This is a genomic window from Paenibacillus illinoisensis NBRC 15959, assembly GCF_004000925.1.
Lineage (GTDB): Bacteria > Bacillota > Bacilli > Paenibacillales > Paenibacillaceae > Paenibacillus > Paenibacillus illinoisensis.
The window spans coordinates 37,576-60,880 of record NZ_BIME01000011.1 but is presented as its reverse complement, the minus strand read 5'-3'; the positions used below and the strand labels follow the sequence as shown (position 1 = coordinate 60,880).

Here is a 23,305-nt window from a genome sequence, read left to right as displayed (position 1 = left end):
TGCTTAGAACAGACAGGGTCGCTCTTTGGAGCGACCTTTTTTGGGTTGATTATGCGTGTGCGTCTCGTCTCGATTACCCGACTTGCGTATGGTTAGCGTATGTCCTTATCATAATTCAGTCCCAACTGATGTGCCTGGTTAAGCAGGTTCTCATAATGCTCGGGATTGGCATCCAACGTCTCGTACAGAAATTCAACGCTGGAGTTAGGGACGCCGCAGTAATCTGCAATACCCACGTTGAGCAGGTTCGTGATCGATTCATCGTAGTTTCGTTTCTTCATCTGGTCTTCCGTCACGCCCGAAAGCGCAATCCACCAAATCTTATGATGGTGAAGCTTATTCGAACCGTAGGCAAACCCGTTGTTCATGACACGATCCACATACCCTTTCAGCATGGCTGGCAGATGCCACCACCAGAGAGGAAACACAAAAGCCACAGCATCATGCTTCTTCAATCGCTCCATCTCTGTTTTAACCTCAGGGGAAAACATTTGATTCGGTTGGGTGTAATCTGGTTCATCCATGCCTTGGAGAATAGGATCGAAGCCAATTTCATGTAAGTCCAATATCTCAACTTCGTGACCAGCCTCAGTAAGACCTTGCACAAAACGATTGGCGGCCTGAAATGTAAGGGAATCTTTCCGCGGATGCGATACAACAACTAATACGTTCATGTTATATTTCACTACCTTTCTACAAGCGCTTGTTTGGTAGCCACACTTCATGGCTGATGCTATTATAAACAGGGATGGATATATTCTGGAAGAACGCACTTTGAAGTTCTATAGGAAGATTAGAGTGCTATAGGAACATGAAAGTACCCTGAAATTGTGCCTTATTGAGGGCTCAAATAATACATGGAAAAGAAGGAAACAGCTATGTTTTCCTTGGATGTAGTCTTTGGATACAGTCTGATGAAGGAGAGATGTAAGTTGACAGAAGACCATAAAGCTGGCGCTCCCAAAAAGTATAAAGTAGGTGTCGAGGCGGCCTTGGAAGTAATGGGCGGAAAATGGAAGCCTCTTATTATTTACCATCTGATGACAGGGAGGAAACGTTCATCAGAGCTTAGGAAGCTGATACCTGAAATTACGCAAAAGATGCTGACGACTCAGCTAAGAGGCTTGGAAAAAGACGAGATTGTGCAAAGAAAAGTCTATTCGGAGGTTCCCCCTAGAGTGGAATATGAGTTAACAGACTACGGTTGGGGATTAAAACCGGCTCTGGACCATTTGTGTTACTGGGGGGAAGAGCATCTGGATAAGGTGTACGGGGATAAGTCCAAAGTGTTGGAGGAGTTTTGAATCTCCGGTGTGTTGAAGAGTTACGGCTGAACTCGTTCTGCTTAACCGATTAGCTGCACACTTATTTGAATCGAGAAGTTGCATTCGTTGTGCAGTTCCTGAAATTTGTAAGCGTAGTCATTACTATTTCTAATTTTATCTGTTTACTTCCAATGATTTGCTATGTTATGGACAAACTCGTGCACAACTAATAGTCAATGAACTACCAGGTATCATGATATTAGAGGAGGTCACTGGATTAACAAGCATAGTGTTTATGAGACAAACAGCTTGTATTGGAATACTCAAGGAAATGACTTTTTAGAAGCCATTGTACTTCCCTTGTATGGCGCATTCACCTCAGAAGATAAATGGCAACTATTTGGCGATGTTTCAGGAAAGAAGGTGTTAGAGATCGGGTGTGTAAATGGTCAATCCTTGAAATACCATGGGGATCGCAAGGCAGCTGAGTTATGGGGAATGGATATCTCAGAGAATCAGATTGAAAAGGCGAAGCAGCATTTGTCGGCAAACGGCCTTTCTGCAACATTAATCTGTTCCCCTATGGAAGAGGAGTGCGGCATACCTGTCCAATATTTTGATTTTATCTATTCGATTTATGCCATAGGCTGGACAACCGATCTTGAAGGCTCGTTCTCCCGAGTTGCTTCTTATTTAAAAAAAGACGGCATATTCATATTCAGTTGGTCTTACCCCATACATAAATGTATTGTTGAAGAAAATAATCGATTTATATTTAACAAGTCTTACTTCGATGAGTCCTGGTATTCGGTATCGCCAGATTTTGTTCAAGGTGATCTCACCTTATCGGATCGTAAATGTTCTACCTATACTAATGCATTGGCCAGAGCAAGATTTGTGATCGAGCAAATGATTGAAGAAACCGACAATGAGATATTGCAAAGGCATGATGGAAGTAAGAATCATCTCGCAAATAGAGCGAAGGTATTTCCCGTAACTTTTGTTATAAAAGCCAGAAAACTTTAAGAGTTGATTAAGTTAACGGAGTGAGAAAGAATGAGGCGCATAGATTATACGAAGACCCTTGACGAACTGGAAGAAAGGATTTGGGGGGAACCTGATTTCAAATCTGGATTAGTGATTCATGCACATGCATTAAGAAAGAAACCACTCTGTGAGTTCAATAATGAAGATTTGAGGCTTTTAATATTACAAGAAATCAGCTTGGATTGCCTTTTGCCTCTAGCCCTGGAGCGGTTAGCGGAAAATCCGTTGGAATCAGGAGATTTATATGTTGGTGATTTATTATGCTCCGTACTTAAAGTGGATAGAAAATATTGGGAAAGTAACATTGAATTAAAAATCGAATTAAGTGAAGTAATAGAGCATTATGAGAATGCCAGAGAAATCGTTGATAAACATATTAACAATTACAGAAAGAGTGGCTGGTAGTTGTATGTTGAAACATGCTAAATCTCATCACATTAATTTCACGCATCGGCACCGCACTTTAAATTGAAGGAGAAGCAATCATGTTCAAAATTAAAATAGATGATTTCTTATACTTATCGCTACTGGAGACCAAAGATGCAGCTGAATTATTTCATCTAATCGATAGAAACAGAGAGCATATTGGAAAGTGGTTGAAGTTTCCCAGTATGACTGTAGAGATGGAGGATTCAAAGGCCTTTATAGAAGGAACACGTATGAGATACGCCAAGGATGAAGGTTACTGGTTAGGGATATGGAGTGAGGATCGCCTAGTGGGTTCTATTGGCTATTTATATTTGGATCAAGAGAATAAGAAAACGGAGATTGGGTATTGGTTAGGTCAAGAATATGAGGGGAAAGGATTTATTACGAAGTCCATTAAACTACTTATTGATTACGCATTTGACGAACTTCAATTCAACAAAATTGAAATAGGAGCAGCCGCAGATAACGCCAAGAGCCGTGCAATTCCAGAAAAATTAGGATTTACTCGTGAAGGAGAACTAAGAGATTACGAGTATATCAATGGAAGGTTTCTGGATAGAGTAATTTATGGCCTAAAAGCAGCAGAATGGAGAGCGAAGTAGTTTTTTAATAGGATAAATAGCTGTTAATTGAATAATGATCTAATCATCTCGGAAGGAGATAGCTCAATGAGACGAGTTGACGTAGCCTATGTATTAATCCTGGATGATACCTCATCCAAGATTCTAATGGTCAAGAATAAAGGCAATTCCAGTTGGTCGCTGCCTGGTGGCGCGGTGGAAAAGGAAGAAACGTTGGATCAAGCAGCCATCAGAGAAGCCAAAGAAGAAACAGGACTTGATGTAAGAGTCCAAGGGATCATTGCCATCAATGAATGTATATTTGAGGAAAAGCAGGAGCATGCCATCTTCTTCACGTTTAGAGCTGAGGTTATTGGAGGAAGGTTAGAACTTATAAGGCCTTATGAAATATCTGAAATTGCCTGGATGGATATGGACAAGGCTGATGAACTAATGCCCTATTATAAGAATGGCATACGGAGTCTAGTCGAAGGAAACGAGATTCCTCATTATGATCAAGGGAGAAAATAAAGATCTAAACCATCTCGGAAAAGGAGTGATCATATGATCGTTATGATTAATGGAGCGTTCGGTTCCGGCAAAACGTCGGCAGCAAAGATGCTCCAACCCTTGATCAACAATAGTATGATATACGACCCAGAAGAAATAGGTTATATGATCAGAAAACTCATTCCGGAAGAATGCCGGGAAGAGAATGAGCGTACGGATGATTTTCAAGATATCGAACTATGGAGAGTTCTAACCGTGAAGACGGCTGTAGAAGTAAGGCGGAAATATAACAAACACTTAATCGTTCCCATGACCATTTATAAGGAAGAGAACTTTAACCACATCTATAACGGATTCAAAGCCATTGACGAAGAGTTATATCATTTTTCGCTTGTGGCTACTGAAGAAACGATATACAAGCGGTTAGCTAAACGCGGAGATGAATTTGGAGGCTGGCAGTATCAACAAGCGCCGAAGGTTGTTCATGCTCTGAAGGATGATAAGTTTGGAATACACCTGATAACGGATCATCTAGAGACTAGTGAGGTTGTAGATATCATATTGAGGAAGATAGACCAGCATCATAATCATACCTAGCTAACGGATAGATAAAAGTGAAGAATGGTGGTGTGAGTCTCCTTGCTCAACTTACAGAAAACGGAGAATACAACATTCAATGAACTGAATGATTATGTTTTACGGGTTAAAAATGAGCTATCTGCTACAGCAGCTGCAACCTGCATTATTCATCATGACCGAATCGTGAATGAATGGTACTCAGGAGTACATCGTAATTCCAGAGGCAGTCGATTAGTGGATGAGGAATCTCAATTTCATGTGGCATCGGTTCGAAAGACATATTTAGGACTTGCCATCAGTCTTGCCTTATATGAAGGGAAGATTTACAGCATAGATGATGATGTTGCCGACTATTTGGATGATGTGGATACAGTGGTAGTGGGAAACACAACGATAAGACATCTGCTAACGCACACCCATGGTTTAGGTGATCTCCATCATCGATTGTTTTTGCCAGGGACGGACTGGAAATACAATAATGTTGGAGTTAATCTGCTCATTAAGATCATCCAAAAATTATATCATATGCCATTATCTCAACTACTTGAAGAACGTGTATTTACGCCCATGGGTTTTAGTCATACCGGTTGGAGAAAGGAACCGAATGAAAAGTTAGTCTGGCTCAATGAACAATATAAAGATAATCAAGGCGATGAAGCCAACTTATTTGTGAGTACCAAGGAATTGGCATACTGGGGTTATTTGCATTTGAAAAGGGGCGCCATGCATGGGCAGCAAATACTGCCGAGAGAAGTCTTCGAACAAGCGACGACAATCATTAGTCCTCCGGATCTGGAACATCAATTACCAAGAAACGGTTTCTTTTGGTTTGTGCAGGATGAGCCGCGTGCTTCGACGGAACTCGGGGATGAGCTTCCATCCGGTTCTTTTCAAACCTTGGGGATCACCGGCTGTGCCTGTCTTGTCATTCCGAAGTATAGAACGGTAGCAGTAAGAATGTATAATCAAACCGGTCCCAATCCAGCAAGGTATGATTATTTAGAGGATATCAAAACATTTGGAAATATGGTTAGCAAATACGCTCAATATCTATAAACCCTGAAAGTTGATCTACAGAAGCATACAAGTACATAGCCAGTAATCGAAAGGAGGAGACAGATCTATTATGGAAAACGTATCAGAACGAATTCAATCGCAATCCATACAAGCCCTCGAATCAACCATCCGGAAATCCGAAAATGCCTTAACGCAGATGACTCAGAAAGGGGCAAATACAACTTTAATAGAAAAGAGACTTAAGGCTCTCCGTATTGGTTTATCTATGCTTGAACATGTGTGGCAACACAAACCTCATCCATATACCTCCGGAGATCTGATTGAAGCTCGCAGTGTTCTTACGGGTTTAATGCCATCCATTGACAACTCACTTGCTAAGGCTAAGGAAGGCAGTCCTCAGAGAACTCTTCTCATAAGAAGAATGCAAGCATTGGAACTGGCTGTTCAGGCGATGGATGAGCTAATGAAGGGAGGAACGCCAGTGAACAGTTATTATGGAGAACTTTGTACGAAGATATATGAAAGTGACAAATCGTTAGCGGAAGGCAGAGAGCTTGACTTTTACCTTTCGTTTGTTGACAGAACAGATATGCGTGTGCTTGAACCCATGTGTGGAAACGGAAGAATGCTGATCCCTTTTATGCAGCGTGGAATACAGATAGAGGGATTTGATATATCCGAAGATATGCTGAAGGTATGTAGAGAAAAAGGTGACCGATTTAATCTGAAGCCTCATGTATATTATCAAAAGATTGAAGATTTCGTAAGCTCCGAACAATTCGACTTGATTATGATTCCATTTGGATCATTCTCGCTGCTTCCCAGTGAATTAGTTAACCAAAGCCTTGCCAATCTGCAATCTGCGCTTAAGGCTGAAGGGAAACTTCTATTGACGATTATGTTAAAAGGGAACAACGTGGAAGAGATTCCAGAATGGAGAGAAACGGATCGCAAGGTTGTAAACGATGAATTAATTGTCTTATCCAAAAAAGTTCAGTATCGCAAAGAACAATCCATGCTCGTAACGGAGCTGAAATATGAGTTAGTCAAAGACGACAAAATCCAAAAGACCGAAGTGATGAATTTCCCTCTTCGTTTGTATGATATGAGGGAGTTTGAAGATATTCTTAGAGAAAATGGATTTCAACATATTCATTTGCATGAAGTGAAGGATGGGTATGGGGAAGGCACCTATTTTCATATATTTGAATGTTCCTTGTCTGATCTTAGCCAGGGAGCAACTTAATGGACATAAGCCCAAATGACCAATCTTATTAGTGATGAATGATAGTCCCAGTTCTATAACATGATCAGGAGGTATTTCATTGTCCATTCCTAATTTGCTCGTTCGTGAAGCCGTGAAGGATTTTTGATAGAATTGAATGATCAATTTAATGGAGTTCGTCGAAGCCGGGAAGAGGTGGAAACGGACCTTTTAAATGGAGGAGAAGTTATTGTAGTAGCTGTAATGGACGAGCGAGTCGTCGGATTCGCATGCGGACAGATCTATAAATCGTTTTGCTATGCAGAGCATCAGGCTGAGATCACTGAAATGTACATACAAGAATCTGCACGCAGGAATGGACTGGCTGGAATGATGATTGAACGACTGGAAGGGATTTTTAATCATTCAGGAGTGAAACACATCAAAATTTTGACAGGAAATAAGAATGCTAAGGCGATAAAAACATATGAAAAAGCAGGTTATGACCGGGAGGATGAATTCGTTTTTGCTAAGGAATTGAAATGAATTTTCAGAATTGTATTTAAATATTTACTAAAGGAAGGTGGGTTGAAAAGTGTCTCGTTACCGTTTTTACCCCATGACCAAGGATAGAGCCTTGCAGATTTCAAAGTGGCAGTACGAATATCCGTATTCAATGTATGACATGGATAGTAGTGAGGACAGCATTTTGGAGTTGATGAATGGAGAATATTATTACGCGTTAGATGAACACGATGATCTAATTGGTTTTATATGCGTAGGCGAATCAGGACGGGTCCCAGGCGGATATGCAGCTGGTATCTATAGAGATCTGAGGAAGTTAGACATTGGTTTAGGCTTGAAGCCTGATTTCACAGGAAAAGGTAGAGGTCAGGAGTTTCTAACAGCGGTTCTTTCCTTTTTGAACAATCAATTTATTAATCGTCACATTCAATTAGTCGTTGCAGCATTTAATGAGAGAGCTATCAAGGTGTATGAACGGATTGGGTTTGTGAAAGAAACACATTTTAGGAGCAAGTATGAAGAGAAGGAATTAGAGTTCATTTCGATGAGTTATGTTAAGAAAAATGTGTAAACAAATACTCAGGAATTATTCAAAACGAGAAAGGAGATGGAATTCATCTATTCCTATAGGTCTTTAATAAATGACGATTTAAAAGATATAAGCTCTTTCCCTCAGTCAGATGAAGAATTGTTTTATGTTAGTCCTCAATTTAAATATCCGCTAACACCAGATCAGATAGTGAAACTTCTTGAGAATCGATACGAACCTACAGTTATAGTTCATAAAGAGTCAAATCAAATTGTAGCCTATGCCAATTTGTATAATTATAAGGACGATGAATGTTGGCTAGGCAACGTTATTGTATCCAAGAGTTTCAGAGGGCAAGGTGCTTCTTCGTATTTGTTAGAGACGATGATAATGAAGGCAAAATCGATTTATAGAGTAAAGAATTTATTGTTATCATGTCATAGCACGAATTCCAGAGGACTAGCTTTTTATCATAAGCATGGATTTAAACCTATCAATATGAGAATAACCAAATTAGAAGATCAAAAAAGGATGATAACTATACAAATGAAGCTAGAGATTTGAACGGACATATTCGCACGGACTAACTGTATTGATACACTTGAGGTCGTATCTTTGTATGAAAACTAAAGTGGAAGTATCAACTATAATTATTTTGGGAGGTTACTTATGATAAACGTAAAACTATATACGGAGAAACCGATCTCACCATCCGAACTAATGCACCTTTATCACGATGCTGGTTGGTGGCCTGATCGGGACACTAATGGGATACAAAAACTCCTCTCTTTTGGTGGTATAACGGTAGGAGCTTGGGAGGATGACGTGTTAATTGGTTTCTGTAGATCTATTTCAGATGGAGTGTTTCGAGCTTATATAGAAGATGTTGTTGTATTAAGCAGTTACAGAAATAAAGGGATAGGTAAACTAATGATTGAAAGGCTTGTGATTGAATTGAAAGATATAGATGTTATTAGTTTATTTTGTACTGAAGATTTGGCGGGTTTCTACGATGGGACAGGATTTAAAAAGACAAAGCAAATTGTGATGCACCATTTAAAGGACTAGCAAGTGTTTTATGAAAAGGGGACAGGGAAATGCAAGGTTATAATGTGCTCATGGTTTACAACAAAGATATAGATAAGCTGCTTATGTGTAAGCGATTAAGAGATCCATATAAAGGTTTGAGTAATCTGGTCGGTGGGAAGATCGAACATGGAGAAACAGGCATTACGGCAGCATATAGAGAACTTCTTGAAGAGACCGGCATATCGAGCAGAGATATTATTCTGCATCATTTAATGGATTTTAAATACTATGTTCAAGAATGTTATGTTGAGGTTTACGTTGGTAGGCTGAATTATGATGTAGTGGTCTTTGGAGATGAAAATGAATTATATTGGTCCGATGTGAATGAGGATTTTTTTGATATGTCGGTCTTTGCTGGTGAAGGGAACATCGGGCACATGATTGAACAAGTTAAAATGGGTAGAGATCGAATTTTTGGAGATGTACAAAGAGAGGCTACCTAAATTCTGAATAATTTGAAGAGGAAAAAACTAACTACATTATTATCAAATCGCTGTTTTCACAAGGAGTTTATATGATAAACGATGCAAGGCTTGAGTTCATATTAAGTTCAAAAGAATATTTGCAATACCTCCCTGAATTGCTGGAAGAAATTCAAGATATCAATTGGCCTAATGCACATCGCATCGTTGAATTTTTGAACAAACATGATGGGGAAGTAGCTCCGTATGTGAAGACAGTTTTACTAACTGATGATATGGTTTGGAGATACTGGATGCTTACCGAACTGGTCTCAAAGTGGTCAAAGGATACCATTGAAACAGTCAAAAGTGAACTGTTAGTTATGGCAAAACTACTGGATCTTTATGAAGAGACCGATTTAGAGTCATTGGACATTCTTTTAACCAAGGGAATCGTGGATTGGGATGATGTCAGGTCATTGGTTTTAGCAAAAGAAGAAACAATACATAGTGGATTGTCAGGCTTCACGACAGAACAGATAGAAGAGTTTAAAGAGCTTGAAAAGCTTAGACAGGAAATAATACAAACAGATACTAGCTTAATCATACGATATGTCCAAGAAAATGAACAAGCATTGAAGATAAAAGATAAATATGCCACATTATCGAATTACTTTGTTTCTTTAGTGAAAATTAAAAATAAACATATAGGCACCAACTAATCATCAGACTCTTAAAATAATTCTTTTTATCCTCTGTGGAGAAGGATGTTATTTCTAACAAAGTATTCATACATTGGATTTTTTGTTTATATTTGCCAGATGTATAAAAATGGAATAAGATGAGGTTTGGAAATCAAACGCCCCACCTAGTTTAGAAATATCTCAGGTCGGGGCGTATATTTATTTAGTGGAGGGCAGAATGCTGATGGAAATAACATCCGAAGTAATTCAGAGTATGATAGTTAAGTTTAAATCCGAAAGGAAATGGACTCTTCAAGCGGTAGCCCAACTATCGGAAGAAGATATTAATTGGACACCAAATCCAGATAGTAATAGTATTGCGAACCTGATCTCTCATATTTGCGGATGCGTCCACTCACGAATCGAAACAATCTTCTTAGACATCGTAGATACAAGAGATAGAGACAAGGAGTTTGAACGAGGACTTAAATTGTCTAATGAACATGCTTATAACATGACCAAGGAAGCATTTGATATCGTCATTCAATATCTGGAACATCTCAGTTCTAACCCGCAATTGTTATTATTTCAACCCTTCATCAATCGCCCGCCCCTTACATACAGCCAAGTCAATAATGAGACAACAGTTCTGAACTTAATGATAGCGATGGTTAGAGAGATACACTATCACACAGGACAAATTATATATGCAGCAAAGATAAGAAAAGGAGAACTTAAATGGCAGTACGATTAAACCAAATATATAGGAGGATGGAAAATGAGCAGAAGAAAGAGGATTGCAGAGATAGCTGAAGAATTAGCTTCAAGGCCGTTGATCGGAGATGAAAAAAAGTTAGGTCCGGATTTGGAGCCAATGCTGAGATGTTTTCCCAGGGAAGACAAAAGTATAGGTTTCGATTGGTGCGCTGCATTCGTATACCATTGTTGTACTATGGCCGATGTGAACTTACCTGTTCGATATCCAGAACCCGTCACACGTAATTTTGCGTGGGTAGAAGCATGGTTAGAGTGGGGCCAGTTGTATGGCTTCTACCATCATATAAGTGACCGATCGTTCGTTCCAGAACAAGGGGACCTAATCATTTTTGACAACATTGTGGGGAATGGCCCGAATGATCATATCGGAGTGGTGCTAAGACCTGAACAGGATAAGGTTATAACGGCAGAAGGAAATTTTAATAATAAATCAGGAATATTTAACAGAAGGCCAGATCAAATAAATGGATATATAAGAATCGATGATAAGTATGAATATGTTTGAAAATATACTTAACGAATAGAAAACTTCGATTATCTTAATCTTTACGCTGCAGGTCATTGACCCTAGATTGATGTTGATGGAGGGATTAATTTGTTACCGTTTCAAGTGAATGAATCGATAGTTATCAATTTAATTCAACCGCAAGAAAGAGATGAACTGTACACATTAATTGATGAGAACAGAATGCATCTTCGAGAATGGTTGCTATGGGTGGATAAGAGACAATCCCCAGAAGACTTAGATCCAGTAATAGAGATGTGGAAACAAAATTATGAAGATCAGAACGGCTTTGATGCTGGTTTGTGGTTCAATGGTAAACTGGTTGGAATGAACGCATTACATTATATTGATTGGAAAAATAAAGTGACTAGTATTGGATATTTTTTAGGGGCGTCAGCGGAAGGTCAAGGGATTATTACAAAAAGCATCACAAGTCTACTTGATGTCTTATTCAATGAGATGAAATTAAATCGTGTAATTATACAATGTGCAGAAACTAACCTTAAAAGCAGATCGATACCAGAACGGATTGGTTTCATCAATGAGGGGATTTCTAGAGAAGCACAATGGCTTCACGATCATTATGAGAATATTGTTACATATAGTATGTTATCGAGTGATTGGAATCGGTAAATGTCACTAATCGTGTAGGGATGGACTGTTAGCTAAATTAACGTATAGGTGGTCAAAACATGAATCCAATTCTTAAGCCATATGTATTGAATGTGGAATTATCCAGTGATCTAAGTCAAAATATTCACTCATTCTTCGAAGCTCATAATGATCAAGAAACCCTGAAACACACATTAGACGTTGCCGCAGAAGCAAAACGAGTAGCCGGATTATTTGGAGCTGACCCTGAAAAGGCTGAACAAGCAGGATTATTGCACGATATTAGTAATGTGGTTCCAGTAAGTGAAATGTTAAATCTGGCCAAGGCATTATCAATTGAAATCATGGATGAAGAATATAAGTATGATAGAATCATTCACCAGAAGTTATCTAAAGCTATGGCAAAAGGAATATTTCATATCAACGATCTTGAAATATTAAGTGCAATCGAATGTCATACCACGCTTAAACCACAATCAAGTTTGCTGGATAAAGTACTTTTTATTTCAGACAAGATATCTTGGAATTTACCAGTGGAGCATGGTTACCTGCAAGAGATACGAGATAAAGTAAATGAATACAAACTCAATGATGGAATACTCATCTATCTGAACCATGTATGGGAGCAACGTTCCAAGCTTAAATTAGTACATCCCTGGCTTATAGCAGCGAGAGAAGAATTAATAGAAATGAATCGCTAACGAAAGGAGAAGAATATGCCTCAATTTCCTGTATTAGAGACAGAACGGTTCGTACTAAGAGAGATTAAACAAGAAGATTCAAGAGAGATATTTCGTTATTTTTCTTCAGATGAAGTGACGAAGTTTTATGATGTAGAGAGTTTTACGAGTGTTGAACAAGCGGAAGAACTCATTCAAAGATGGAATGATCGATTTAATCAAGAACAGGCCATTCGCTGGGGAATTACTTTGAAATCGGAAAACAAGGTGATTGGAACATGTGGATTTCATGGTTGGGTGAAAAATCATTATAAAGCTCACATAGGCTATGAATTAGCACCGGAGTATTGGGGCCATGGATATATGACCGAGGCGGTTCAACAAATCATTGAATTTGGATTTAGCCATCTTGCATTAAACCGAATGGAAGCCTATGTAGAACCAAAGAATACGGGATCAAGAAAGTTGCTTGAGAAAATTGGATTCAGAGAAGAAGGAATTTTAAAAGAACATTATTATTGGAAGAATCAGTTTGTGGATACGGTTATCTATGCACTACTGAAGAAGCAGTTTCTACTTAATTGATTTCTTCCGTTTTAATCCTTGGAAAATCAGCATGAACGCCATTAAGAAAAATAAGATATTGACTGAACGTATAGACTGATTTTCAGAAAAATCCTTGATTAGAAGATAAGATTGAATAACTAGAATAACAGAGGCATAAAGAAAATACATATTGGATTTGTCTTTAAATTTCCTTCCAAGCAGCTTAATTATCAGGGTAAATGCGATAGCATAAATGGTTATTATCCCAACAAAAAATAAAGCTAAAAATGATAAGTTCATACAATCACCTCTATTTATTTGTAAATACATTTTATAACATTTATTATAAAAATAACATGATTTTATTCGGTAGTTAACTGGTATAGATGATCGATTGGTATGCACTAAATATTTACACATCTCACGGAGAAAGGAATAAACCATGATCAAACCAAATTTGGACATACAAGCTGTTTTTATGGACAGAGATGGAACCATCGGTGGCACAGGTCACTTTATTCACCCTAGAGAATTTGAGTTATACCCTAATGCACAAGAAGCTATAGCGCTTCTGAAGAGAAATGGAATCAAGGTATTTGCTATAACGAATCAGTATCGGATATCGCGTGGAGAGGCAACGATCCAGGAGTTTGAAGAACAATTTAATGAATACGGATTCGATCAATCCTATATATGCCCACATGAACAAGAATGCGGCTGTCGAAAACCTAAACCGGGCATGTTGTTAGAGGCTTCACAGCAACACCATTTAGATTTATCAAGATGTATCGTTATTGGTGACGTAGGCGATACGGATATGCTTGCAGCTCACGCAATAGGAGCCATGAAGGTTCTTGTAAGAACAGGGTGGGGAGAATCGTCATTAACAACGTACAGAAACAAGTGGATGGAAACGGAACCTGATTACATAGCAGAAGATATTTTAGATGCAGTTCATTGGATCATCCAAGCCAACTGAAGAATTGAAATAGGAGAGGGTGCTCATGAAATATCTTACAAAAGAATGGTATGAACTGTGCCAACGCACACATCTTCACTTTGGTATGCGAGTACACAGCGGAGCTCAACAAATGGATGAAGAGCTTTATCATCGATTATACAAAAGAAAAGAAAAAGAGCATGTAAAGTTTCAACGCGATGTTTACAATGTTGATCCCCGTTTTATGCTGGAGCAGGATGGTGCGGTTCTTGTGCGTGCGGAGGAATTTATTAGTGGGGATGATGTATCGGAAGAGGATACGATGGTTTATCATATGCCGGCTGAGGAAAGAGAGCATATAGAGAAGTTAATTGCAGATTACGATGCGAGGCCACCTTTTGACGAGTTAGGCAGCAAACAAGAATTTAAAAGTAATCTGGAATGGAACTGCGAAAACAAGATTGCACAACTACCGAAAGAGATCTATGACCAAATTGCAGATATCCGTGTATTTTCCCTGGGTTATTGCACTAAAGAGGTCATGCAACAGTTGAAAAAACAGAGCAAATTAAATGATGCTCAAATGCAGCTGATCTCGAAGGAATATAGAGAGGCGCAGCTAGCTGAACCTATTCCTGAACATATTCGTAACCAGGTCCATTTTCATGATTGCACCGTGACGGAATTGGTCTCGGATTCGGACTTGGTCATTCGATTCGATACCCGTGGAGGGTTCACGAATTTAAATAAGATTACGTTTATTGCACCTGAGATCATCAAGCAAGAGGGGGACATTGTCGGTATGTACTGGCTCTATCATGAACTGTATTGTATCGAAAATGGATATGAAATACATATGCTTTTTGATGGTGAAGAAATGTCTGAACTGATTATTCAGTGCCAGGATATTGTTGTAGAAGAAGAGTGACGACATAACGAATGAAGATTGTCTGCAGTTGTAGCATTTTATTAACGGTGTCTAGAGGGAGGTACAGCATTTATGAGCATGTCTGATTACTATAAAAACCTTAGAGCTAAGATTGGGAATGATCTCATATTTATGCCAGGTGTGGCTGGTATTATACGAAATGAACATGGTGAGATCCTCTTTGGACGTAAACACAATGAATCAACATGGGGGTTAATTGCTGGAGCAATTGAGATTGGTGAAACACCGGCACAAGCGATGGTCAGAGAAGCATTGGAGGAGACAGGTCTTGTCGTTGAGCTCGAAAAGATCATTGGTGTCTACGGTGGAGAAGGTCAACGATTTACATATCATAACGGTCATCAAGTTGAATATTTAACCATTGTATTTGAATGCAGAATCCAATCGGGGCAATTAACATCAAATAATGAAGAGATGAAGGATTTGCAATTTTTCTCTGAGCATGAACGTCCACCTTTAGCCAATCATTACCCGGATTATATTTTTAGTTCCACTCAAGAAGAACGAGCGCATTTTGATAGATAATCCAATGAACTTATTTGCTAAGAAAATGGTTGGAATCGAAGTTGAATGGACGACCAGTATGTTTGGTTACTTATCCATTCCGGTGTTTATGACAGGCATTGTGGTTTATTTCTTTCCCGAATAGCGAATTTGAAGAAAACTTGCAGAGCATGGATATCCCTAAGACGATCGAAGTGATATTTAAAATATTAGGATGCATCATGGTGATTCTGGGTTTCATATGGTTCTGGTTTTCAGAAGAATTTTATCGATTGTGGTTTGAAGAATACTAACCGATTTGCACCAATAAAGTATAAGGAGAAGAAACTACATTTAGATGTGGGGATGTGAATTGGTGATATTGGTGTCTTCGATATTGTTTGCTGTCCTAATTCTGATTGTCATTCTCTTTCAAGTGGCACTCGCTGCAGGTATGCCGTGGGGAGAGGTAGCGATGGGTGGGAAGTTTCCCGGGAAATATCCTACAACCATGCGTTATTCCTGTTTGTTGCAGATCACTATTCTCGTATTCATTGGTTTAGTTGTACTGAGTAGAGCGGGTATGCTATTGCCTGAGTGGTCTACATTTGCAAATACAGCAATTTGGTTTATTGTTGGGTATCTGGTGCTGGGAACAATCCTAAATCTGATAACACGCAGCGTATGGGAACGAAGAATCTGGGCTCCGGTAACGATACTGCTCCTTATTACCAGTTTGATTATTGCCTTATCTTAAAAAGCATTTACATACGTCCTACCTAAATATGAAATCGGGGTGATTCCATTGGTAAATCGATAAAAACGAGAAAGATCCATGGTTAATATACATTAACATGCGATTTTTCTCTTACTCCAACAATACAATTAGAGGAGAATTGACATGTTAAATAAATTAAGTGAATCGATCTATTACTTATCTAACCAAAATGATAAAGATAGACCGACTTTAGGATTGGTATGTGGAGATCAATACAGCCTAGTAATCGATGGTGGGAATTCGGTTCAGCATGCCCAAGAGTTTTTACAGGAAATAAGCCGTTTAGATGTACCACCTATCAAATATGTGGTTATCACGCATGCGCATTGGGATCATTTTTTAGGAATGAATGAATTCAATGCGACGATTATTGTTAATCACCTCACTCAACAGAAGATAAATATCTGGAGAAACTTTTCTTTTGATGACCATTCACTCAATGAATATGTAGAGTCAAACAAGATGAGTTTACACTGCATGGAAATTATCAAGAGTGAAATACCAATGAGAGACTCCTTTCAATTAAATGATTCTGATATCATTTTTGAAGGTTCTCTTGAACTTGATTTGGGCAATAAGGTCTGTAGGGTTGAAACCATTCGGAGCACACATACAGATGATTCAACGATCGTATACATTCCGGATGATAAGACTATTTTCCTTGGAGACAGCCCTTATGGAACAACAACCAACTCATTGTTTCATTTTAAGCAGGCTATGTTGTTACCGATGATAGAGGATATTCAAAAGTATGATGCGGATCATTTCCTACTCGGGCATGAATCCATATGCGACCTGGATGAGATGAACGTGTTTTGGAGAGAACTGACTTCCTGTAATAGAGCAGTGACATCTACATCATTAGATAGCGCAATAACAAACTTCGAGAAAGAACATGAGCGGACTCCCAATGAAAACGAGATGTTCTTTTTACAAGCATTTGTTAACGATCAACGATTACAGTTACAGCATAAGTAGAAAGTTTAAACCTACGCTTGCAGCATTGATGCTGAGAGGACTGCGATTCTGATTATCGAAAGTTCATTGACATCGAAGGATCTATGATATTAAAGGGCCCTGGCTTGTATGCCTAAGGGCTCTTTAATAGTTTTGAATCGTCATTTATACTAATGGGAGTTTCACCCATACATAGAAAAGAACAACGGAGAGGAGAGGCGCTATTATGCCTATCTACTACTACATTGCAGCAGGATTACTGGTGGTTGCAGCCTTGGTGATTCGGCGCAGGATCAGGATTTTTCGTTCGAAAGGAAGACGCAGAAGGCACACGAGAGTTACGTATAGACGCAAAAAATTACCTTTGAATCTGGGACTGCGTGATGACATTTCCTACGATAAAACCGTTCAACAATTGGAGAAGAGCTTTAATAAGCATTTTTCGAATAAACTAAAGCTCCGTATAGAGCAGGAATATCCTCACATGAAAAAGCTGGAGTATCGATGGAAGCTGCTCGAGCTTAAAAGATACTTCGTTATGGCTTCTCTGCTGAAACAGGTCCCGATGTTTAGCGATGAGGTAGACGAGTTATGGCACGAAATGCTGATGTTTACCAAATCCTACGCTGATTTTTGTGCAGAATTTATGGGTTCCACGGTACATCATGAGCCGGCAGTTACCCGCCGTGAGAATCCGGGTGCACGTGCATGGTTTGACTGGGTGTACTGTCAATTATTCGAGTTCACTCCATATAGCTCCGCAATCTGGGGGGAGTTCTTCAGCTACCCGATATCCGGTGAACTGCAGAAACTGATCGCTCAGGGAGATCGAACTGAATTGGTGAATCAATTTTTCCACACGAGACGCATGCAGGAAGATCCTGAAGCTGCACAGGTCATTTCTTATTTGATGGATAGGCTGCAGAGGTCGGCAAGTCTAAACGAAAAAGAGCTATCCCTCGAATCCTCAGGTTCGGTTGATGTGGCTCTTATCATGGCCAGTGCCATGGTATATCACTCCATGTATCATGAGGCAACGTTCGGAGTGCACATGGGTCGTCTCGAACAGGAACTTATCCCACCGGAAAAGGCAGCCCAAGGAGCTTCGTCAAGCAGCAGTTGTTCAAGCAGTTCAAGCTGTTATGCCGATCATTGTAACGACAGCAGTGGTTCCTCTGGAGATTCTGGGTCATCATCTGGTTCGTCTTCCGATTCTTCCTGCAGCTCATCCAGCTGTTCATCTTGTGGCGGAGGCGGAGATTAATGAAGGAGGGATCGTATGACGGATAGATTTCATTTGGAACGTGTTGACATAGAAGACCCAGCAGATGAGAATCGGGTGTCTGGATACGGGATGCTTGAGCTGTTCCAATCCGAGGTGGAGTATCGATTTAATACGGAAGACATCAGTTTAGAAGAAGCAGAGTGGTATATCCAAAATGTGCTGAATCGCTTACCCGATGACACGGTTAACGACATATGCAACCGGGCTTATGAATGGAAAACAGAGAAAATGTCAAGTGATACGGTGGACTACCCTGCAGGCTTAGCCGAAGTGGAGGGCAGGGGGATACTCGCGTTTATGGCGGTTGGCGAAGTTGAACTTTATCGGAATCCGGCTGATCCGAAGGATAAGATCCTGGGAGCCATACTAGGTGGCAGCACAGATTGGGACACGGAGAATGGTATGGAGATTGTTATGCTTGGTCATCAGGTTCTTGAAGTACGTGAGTATTTGGGGTATGGCGAATTTGCCATCTGGACTGAATCGGATGAATAGTATTGGTTATAAGGGGTGAGCAGAATCGGAAATACCATTTCAATGCCTGAACATGTTGTACCAGTGATCGAATCTATCGGAATGTCCAATGGGTTAACATCAGTGTTTATAGAAGTGCTCTCCATCAGTGGCTCGATGCTAGCCAGGACGAACCGTGAGAGGGAAATGACCATCTGGTTGGCCCAGAGGGATCAGTCCATCGTAGGCATCGGAACGGTTGGCTTCGACATCGATGAGATGCCTTGGTCCATAGATACCTTTGAAGAGGAAAAGGATTTTATGCACCGCATGATTGCATATGCAATTGCTGAAAGGGGGTGGGAGAAGTTAAGTTATAAACCGCGAAAAGAGTCGCTCATACCCTGCTTGGAGCAATTTCAAACGATGATTCATGCGTTCTATAGAGACGACGTTAATCTGGACAATTATCTGGAGTGGTCCGAGATTGAAGAGGATGATGATCAACCAACAATCCCGCCAGGATACCCGAAATGTGCAAAACATGATGTGTTCTTGTCATGCCATGGCTCCATTTTATGTAACAATGGAAGTTGAAGTGCTTCTGCCAGCTGGTTAGAGCTATCACTTTTGTTATGGAGAGAGAACAAAATTAAAAAAGAGGTTCGACGTTAAGCTTGAGTAATGAGGACCCAGAAATTAAAAAACAAGCTTCTTCATCAACATCAGCTATCGTGTGTTATCCTTTTGTTCCAGTTTGGTTATGTCATGTTGTATTGGGATGAAGCTAATGTTTAGTCAAGGTTGTAAGATCGTGGTTAGTTAAACACACCTTCAATGATTATGCGCTGTAGTCTACTTATCTCTCTTAGTTCAAAATAGTTTAAAACCAGCAGCAGAGTTATTAGTACAAGGGTTACTGACAGTAATTTTTGAAATTTACTCATGATATGATTGACCCTCACTTTCATAATATTTCCATGTCAGGTGTATTCCCAGATACATTATGTTATTCGTCTCTAATACATAACAACCAATTGAAATGAAAGTTACACAAAACAAAAACAGGGCATTCTTGAGGGAATCAGCCCTGTTTATAATTTACTGCTATATGTTGCACCATTCTCAATGGTGATGATGTGCGTGCGCATCGGGTGCATCGCCCTTAACCGTACATAATACTGAACTGTCGTGAAGGTGCTTCTCGGACTCCACCTGCAAGGTGACATGCTTGATATCTTTGTGCTCCAGCATATGTTCAATCTTCTGCACAAGCGTTTCAGCTTCATAGATGGTCAATGTTCCATTGACCACAATATGAGCGGTCAGTGCATTCAGGTTACTTGTGATGGACCATACATGCACATCGTGAACGCCATGGACACCGTCAACTTTTTTAATCGTTTGCACAAGATCATTAACATCCACATTCGCCGGAGTGCCTTCCATCAAAATATGCAGGGAAGACTTCGTTACGAAGAATCCGCTTCGCAAAACCAGCACGGCCACGATTACACTTGCGAGTGGATCTGCCCAGCCCCAGCCGAAGAACATCATTAGCAGTGCTGCCGCTATGGCCCCGATGGACCCAAGCATATCGCTGATGACATGCAGGTAGGCACCCCGCATATTGAGGTTATTCTCCGTGTCGCTGCCGCGCATCATGATCCAAGCAACGAGAATGTTCACGAGCAATCCAACGATGCTGATGATCAGCATACCGAACGTGGCTACTTCCGGCGGATGGATGAAACGGCCGATCGCTTCGTAAAAGATGTATAGGGAGATGGCGATTAAGGTAATTCCGTTTAAGGTAGCAGCCAAAATCTCGAATCGTCTGTATCCGTAGGTTTTACCAGTATTCACTGCCTTTTCCCCAAAGGTAAACGCTAGTAAGGCAATTCCCAGAGCGACTGCATCTGACAGCATATGTCCTGCATCGGAGATGAGAGCCAGACTGTTGGTCACAAAGCCGCCTACAGCTTCAACGATCATATACAGCGTAATGATAATGAAGGAAAACAGGAGCACTTTCTTGTTATTGGGATGAGCATGTTGGTGTCCATGGTCGTGATTGTGGTGATGTCCGGACATACGAGATCCTCTCCTTTGGAGCATGGCTCCGTTATGTAATAATGTGATTGCTATTGTGGCTTAGGATATCCCTTGCATGAATCTAATTAATCAAATGAATATATGAGCGCTTATTCATATGTTATGGTTTTATTATAGATGTGCCTAATAGTAGTGTCAACCAGATTCAAGAAAATATAAACACGAAAGCATTGCTTCCTGTGGTGTGTGCTGGCGAACGCTTTGGCTTTTGTGCTACCATCTGTGCAGGATCCATGTGCGGAAGTACTCGTAACAAACTTCAAACCAATGGATATGATCATTATACATTCAACTTAGAAATAGAGGGGCGGACAACGATATGAAACACCTGCTTCTGGCGGATGATGACGCCAACATTAGAGCACTCCTTCGGCATGTCATGACCAAAGAGGGGTATCAGGTGCATGAAGCGCAGGATGGGATAGAAGCGGTCAAGCTAATCAAAGAAACACCGATTGATCTGGCGATCCTGGACGTGATGATGCCAGGCATGGACGGACTGGAGTTATGTGATTTCATCCGGCAGCAGTATGACATACCGATTGTGCTGCTAACGGCAAGGGACCAGCTATCCGACAAGAGGGAGGGCTATCTGAAAGGCACGGATGAATACGTGACGAAGCCTTTCGAACCCGAAGAGTTGATCTACAGGGTTAAGGCACTATTTCGCCGTTATCACCGCACGTCAAGTGATATCATTCGCATGAATCGCATAGTGATTGACCGGAATAACGTGGAGGTATCTGATGGTCAATCCATTCTGTTTTTGCCCATGAAGGAGTTCGAGCTGCTCTCCCAGCTGGCACAATATCCAGGTCGTTTATTCTCGCGGGATGAATTAATTAGACTGGTCTGGGGCGCAGATTACGAAGGTGATGACCGTACGGTGGATGTGCACATCAAGCGGTTACGCGATCGGTTTGCGGATTATACAGATGACTTTGTAATTCACACGGTTCGGGGGATCGGTTACAAGATGGAGGTGAAGACCCAGTGAGGACTTTGTATGTTCGAGTCTTCCTCATTACGATCGCTGTCATTGTGGTCAGCGGCATGCTGGGTTTTCTTTTATCCAATATCTATTATCATGCGAAGCTTAAGTCCTTCAATGACGAGAAGCTGGTAGGCATCGCCATGGAAATGAAGCAGTTTGTGGAGCGAGAGCCAGACATGATGCAGCCGTATCTGGACAATGCCGCAGCTCTCGGTTACGAGATCTATATGACAGATGGCAAGGGGAATGATGAATTCTACGGTAGCGAGTTCCGCGAGAAGGATCTGGACAAGCGAGCAGTAGATATGGTACTTGACGGTGAGGTCTACCATGGTGTTGCCCAGTTTCCAAGTAAACCCTTCATTACGGGTTTCTTTGACAATCAGTTAAGCAATACCGTTGGTGTTAAACTACAGATCGGAAATACAAGCTATGGCCTGTTTATGCGCCCGGACGTCATTTTGCAATTTGGCGAACTGCGTATCTTTTTTGCCCTGATTGGGGCGCTTACGGTAGGTATTAGCATCTTGATCTTTCTAATCAGTACGCGCTACTTGGTCAATCCAATTGAGCGCCTGTCGGAGGCGACCAAGCGAATTGTACAAGGGAATTATAATCTGAAATTACCCACGAAGAGACGTGATGAGATTGGACAGCTTGCTCAGCACTTTATGACTATGAGTCGTGAGCTGGAGCGGGTAGATCAGGCGCGTCAACAGTTTGTATCAAACGTCTCGCATGAGATTCAATCGCCACTGACCTCGATCCAGGGATTTGCCCAACTGCTCTCAAATCGGGATCTTCCTGAACAGGAGAGGGAGCACTATGCATCCATTATTGAGGAAGAGAGCCGTCATCTCTCGTTGCTCAGCAAACAGCTGCTTCTGCTGTCATCCCTCGAACAAGGCCAAGAGGATCTGACCAAAGAAGAATTCTCTCTGCGCGATCAATTTCGTCAAGCTGTTCAGGTGCTGCAATGGCAGTTGGAAGAAAAGGAATTGCTGCTCCGGATATCGGTACCCGAATCCATCCAGCTGGTCGGTAATGAAGTACTGCTCATGCAGGTATGGATGAATCTGCTGGGCAATGCAGTGAATCATCTTCCGCATGGACGAAGCATAGAGATCCGAGCAGAGCAGATCAATAATCTCTGTGTAATCCAAATTCGGGATACAGGAGACGGGATTGCGGCAGAGCATCTGCCATTCCTGTTCGATCGTTTCTATAGGGTGGACCGTGCGCGGGAGCGTTCTTCTGGTCGAACCGGGCTTGGGCTCGCCATTGTGCAGAAAATTGTCCGGATTCATGACGGTACGATTGAAGTCTCCAGTTCGTCCGAAGGTACCGTCTTCACTGTGACTCTTCCGCAGATGTAATCTGTTATTCATTTGCC

General features: G+C 40.7%; 31 protein-coding genes and 1 pseudogene. 30 read left to right on the top strand and 2 right to left on the bottom strand.

The features are described 5' to 3' along the window. Positions 1 to 92: 92 nt before the first annotated feature. Positions 93 to 674: an NAD(P)H oxidoreductase gene (locus tag PIL01S_RS22930; RefSeq protein WP_127539546.1), complete on the bottom strand. Its 582-nt coding sequence runs from the start codon at positions 672 to 674 to the stop codon at positions 93 to 95. Positions 675 to 1,001: 327 nt separating this feature from the next. On the opposite strand from PIL01S_RS22930, the gene PIL01S_RS22925 reads away from it, so the two are divergent. The 28 genes and pseudogenes from PIL01S_RS22925 to PIL01S_RS22790 all read left to right on the top strand — a co-directional run bounded on the left by PIL01S_RS22925 (position 1,002) and on the right by PIL01S_RS22790 (position 19,400). Further along, on the top strand, positions 1,002 to 1,304 hold the full coding sequence (locus tag PIL01S_RS22925) for a winged helix-turn-helix transcriptional regulator (protein ID WP_164764330.1): 303 nt from the start codon (positions 1,002 to 1,004) through the stop codon (positions 1,302 to 1,304). 237 nt (positions 1,305 to 1,541) lie between these two features. Next, complete coding sequence (locus tag PIL01S_RS22920) at positions 1,542 to 2,291, top strand: class I SAM-dependent methyltransferase (protein ID WP_127539545.1); 750 nt, start codon at positions 1,542 to 1,544, stop codon at positions 2,289 to 2,291. Positions 2,292 to 2,321: 30 nt separating this feature from the next. Further along, positions 2,322 to 2,717, top strand: coding sequence for a contact-dependent growth inhibition system immunity protein (locus PIL01S_RS22915; protein WP_127539544.1), 396 nt, complete (start codon positions 2,322 to 2,324; stop codon positions 2,715 to 2,717). Between the two features lie 80 nt (positions 2,718 to 2,797). Continuing rightward, positions 2,798 to 3,343 carry a GNAT family N-acetyltransferase gene (locus PIL01S_RS22910; protein ID WP_127539543.1) on the top strand — a complete coding sequence of 182 codons (546 nt, stop codon included), beginning with the start codon at positions 2,798 to 2,800 and terminating at the stop codon, positions 3,341 to 3,343. A 66-nt stretch (positions 3,344 to 3,409) separates the two neighbouring features. After that, complete coding sequence (locus tag PIL01S_RS22905; RefSeq protein WP_127539542.1) at positions 3,410 to 3,832, top strand: NUDIX hydrolase; 423 nt, start codon at positions 3,410 to 3,412, stop codon at positions 3,830 to 3,832. Positions 3,833 to 3,865: 33 nt separating this feature from the next. Further along, positions 3,866 to 4,408, top strand: a complete 543-nt coding sequence (locus PIL01S_RS22900) for an AAA family ATPase (protein ID WP_127539541.1) — start codon at positions 3,866 to 3,868, stop codon at positions 4,406 to 4,408. 42 nt (positions 4,409 to 4,450) lie between these two features. Beyond that, complete coding sequence (locus PIL01S_RS22895; RefSeq protein ID WP_127539540.1) at positions 4,451 to 5,446, top strand: serine hydrolase domain-containing protein; 996 nt, start codon at positions 4,451 to 4,453, stop codon at positions 5,444 to 5,446. A 70-nt stretch (positions 5,447 to 5,516) separates the two neighbouring features. Then, positions 5,517 to 5,870: pseudogene (locus PIL01S_RS22890) on the top strand (hypothetical protein); the annotation flags it as partial. Positions 5,871 to 5,888: 18 nt separating this feature from the next. Next, complete coding sequence (locus PIL01S_RS22885; RefSeq protein WP_127539682.1) at positions 5,889 to 6,653, top strand: class I SAM-dependent methyltransferase; 765 nt, start codon at positions 5,889 to 5,891, stop codon at positions 6,651 to 6,653. Between the two features lie 132 nt (positions 6,654 to 6,785). Then, on the top strand, positions 6,786 to 7,157 hold the full coding sequence (locus PIL01S_RS22880; RefSeq protein WP_246058522.1) for a GNAT family N-acetyltransferase: 372 nt from the start codon (positions 6,786 to 6,788) through the stop codon (positions 7,155 to 7,157). 49 nt (positions 7,158 to 7,206) lie between these two features. Beyond that, entirely contained in the window at positions 7,207 to 7,707 is a 501-nt protein-coding gene (locus PIL01S_RS22875; RefSeq protein WP_127539538.1) for a GNAT family N-acetyltransferase, read from the top strand. A gap of 36 nt (positions 7,708 to 7,743) precedes the next feature. Continuing rightward, positions 7,744 to 8,229: a GNAT family N-acetyltransferase gene (locus PIL01S_RS22870; RefSeq protein WP_246058521.1), complete on the top strand. Its 486-nt coding sequence runs from the start codon at positions 7,744 to 7,746 to the stop codon at positions 8,227 to 8,229. Positions 8,230 to 8,334: 105 nt separating this feature from the next. Continuing rightward, positions 8,335 to 8,733, top strand: coding sequence for a GNAT family N-acetyltransferase (locus PIL01S_RS22865; protein WP_127539537.1), 399 nt, complete (start codon positions 8,335 to 8,337; stop codon positions 8,731 to 8,733). A 29-nt stretch (positions 8,734 to 8,762) separates the two neighbouring features. Then, positions 8,763 to 9,197 (top strand): NUDIX hydrolase, encoded by a 435-nt coding sequence (locus tag PIL01S_RS22860; RefSeq protein ID WP_127539536.1) that lies wholly within the window; start codon positions 8,763 to 8,765, stop codon positions 9,195 to 9,197. Between the two features lie 71 nt (positions 9,198 to 9,268). Then, positions 9,269 to 9,877, top strand: coding sequence for a DUF5071 domain-containing protein (locus PIL01S_RS22855; protein WP_127539535.1), 609 nt, complete (start codon positions 9,269 to 9,271; stop codon positions 9,875 to 9,877). Between the two features lie 205 nt (positions 9,878 to 10,082). Then, the gene (locus tag PIL01S_RS22850) at positions 10,083 to 10,592 is read left to right on the top strand and encodes a DUF1572 family protein (RefSeq protein WP_164764316.1); all 510 of its coding nucleotides are present in this window, start codon (positions 10,083 to 10,085) and stop codon (positions 10,590 to 10,592) included. 24 nt (positions 10,593 to 10,616) lie between these two features. Next, positions 10,617 to 11,120: a CHAP domain-containing protein gene (locus PIL01S_RS22845; protein WP_127539533.1), complete on the top strand. Its 504-nt coding sequence runs from the start codon at positions 10,617 to 10,619 to the stop codon at positions 11,118 to 11,120. Positions 11,121 to 11,210: 90 nt separating this feature from the next. Next, complete coding sequence (locus PIL01S_RS22840) at positions 11,211 to 11,753, top strand: GNAT family N-acetyltransferase (protein ID WP_127539532.1); 543 nt, start codon at positions 11,211 to 11,213, stop codon at positions 11,751 to 11,753. A gap of 59 nt (positions 11,754 to 11,812) precedes the next feature. Continuing rightward, positions 11,813 to 12,433: a bis(5'-nucleosyl)-tetraphosphatase (symmetrical) YqeK gene (gene yqeK, locus PIL01S_RS22835; protein WP_127539531.1), complete on the top strand. Its 621-nt coding sequence runs from the start codon at positions 11,813 to 11,815 to the stop codon at positions 12,431 to 12,433. Positions 12,434 to 12,448: 15 nt separating this feature from the next. Then, positions 12,449 to 12,997 carry a GNAT family N-acetyltransferase gene (locus tag PIL01S_RS22830; RefSeq protein ID WP_127539530.1) on the top strand — a complete coding sequence of 183 codons (549 nt, stop codon included), beginning with the start codon at positions 12,449 to 12,451 and terminating at the stop codon, positions 12,995 to 12,997. Between the two features lie 403 nt (positions 12,998 to 13,400). Then, complete coding sequence (locus PIL01S_RS22825; protein ID WP_127539529.1) at positions 13,401 to 13,937, top strand: HAD-IIIA family hydrolase; 537 nt, start codon at positions 13,401 to 13,403, stop codon at positions 13,935 to 13,937. Between the two features lie 25 nt (positions 13,938 to 13,962). Further along, complete coding sequence (locus PIL01S_RS22820; RefSeq protein ID WP_127539528.1) at positions 13,963 to 14,826, top strand: DUF4085 family protein; 864 nt, start codon at positions 13,963 to 13,965, stop codon at positions 14,824 to 14,826. 72 nt (positions 14,827 to 14,898) lie between these two features. Continuing rightward, the gene (locus PIL01S_RS22815; RefSeq protein WP_127539527.1) at positions 14,899 to 15,372 is read left to right on the top strand and encodes an NUDIX domain-containing protein; all 474 of its coding nucleotides are present in this window, start codon (positions 14,899 to 14,901) and stop codon (positions 15,370 to 15,372) included. 334 nt (positions 15,373 to 15,706) lie between these two features. Continuing rightward, positions 15,707 to 16,087, top strand: coding sequence for a hypothetical protein (locus PIL01S_RS22810; protein WP_246058520.1), 381 nt, complete (start codon positions 15,707 to 15,709; stop codon positions 16,085 to 16,087). 144 nt (positions 16,088 to 16,231) lie between these two features. Next, positions 16,232 to 17,086, top strand: coding sequence for an MBL fold metallo-hydrolase (locus PIL01S_RS22805; RefSeq protein ID WP_127539525.1), 855 nt, complete (start codon positions 16,232 to 16,234; stop codon positions 17,084 to 17,086). Positions 17,087 to 17,291: 205 nt separating this feature from the next. Next, the gene (locus PIL01S_RS22800) at positions 17,292 to 18,329 is read left to right on the top strand and encodes a glycine-rich domain-containing protein (protein WP_127539524.1); all 1,038 of its coding nucleotides are present in this window, start codon (positions 17,292 to 17,294) and stop codon (positions 18,327 to 18,329) included. Between the two features lie 15 nt (positions 18,330 to 18,344). Then, positions 18,345 to 18,845 carry a DUF6985 domain-containing protein gene (locus tag PIL01S_RS22795; protein WP_127539523.1) on the top strand — a complete coding sequence of 167 codons (501 nt, stop codon included), beginning with the start codon at positions 18,345 to 18,347 and terminating at the stop codon, positions 18,843 to 18,845. 42 nt (positions 18,846 to 18,887) lie between these two features. Next, positions 18,888 to 19,400 (top strand): hypothetical protein, encoded by a 513-nt coding sequence (locus PIL01S_RS22790; protein WP_246058519.1) that lies wholly within the window; start codon positions 18,888 to 18,890, stop codon positions 19,398 to 19,400. Between the two features lie 528 nt (positions 19,401 to 19,928). On the opposite strand, the gene PIL01S_RS22785 is transcribed toward PIL01S_RS22790, so the two are convergent. Further along, a complete protein-coding gene (locus PIL01S_RS22785; protein WP_127539522.1) occupies positions 19,929 to 20,897 on the bottom strand; it encodes a cation diffusion facilitator family transporter in 969 nt (322 codons plus the stop codon). Between the two features lie 340 nt (positions 20,898 to 21,237). On the opposite strand from PIL01S_RS22785, the gene PIL01S_RS22780 reads away from it, so the two are divergent. After that, positions 21,238 to 21,915, top strand: coding sequence for a response regulator transcription factor (locus tag PIL01S_RS22780; protein ID WP_127539521.1), 678 nt, complete (start codon positions 21,238 to 21,240; stop codon positions 21,913 to 21,915). Further along, positions 21,912 to 23,288 (top strand): sensor histidine kinase, encoded by a 1,377-nt coding sequence (locus PIL01S_RS22775; RefSeq protein WP_127539520.1) that lies wholly within the window; start codon positions 21,912 to 21,914, stop codon positions 23,286 to 23,288. Before PIL01S_RS22780 ends, PIL01S_RS22775 begins: the two co-directional genes overlap by 4 nt. Positions 23,289 to 23,305: the final 17 nt, after the last annotated feature.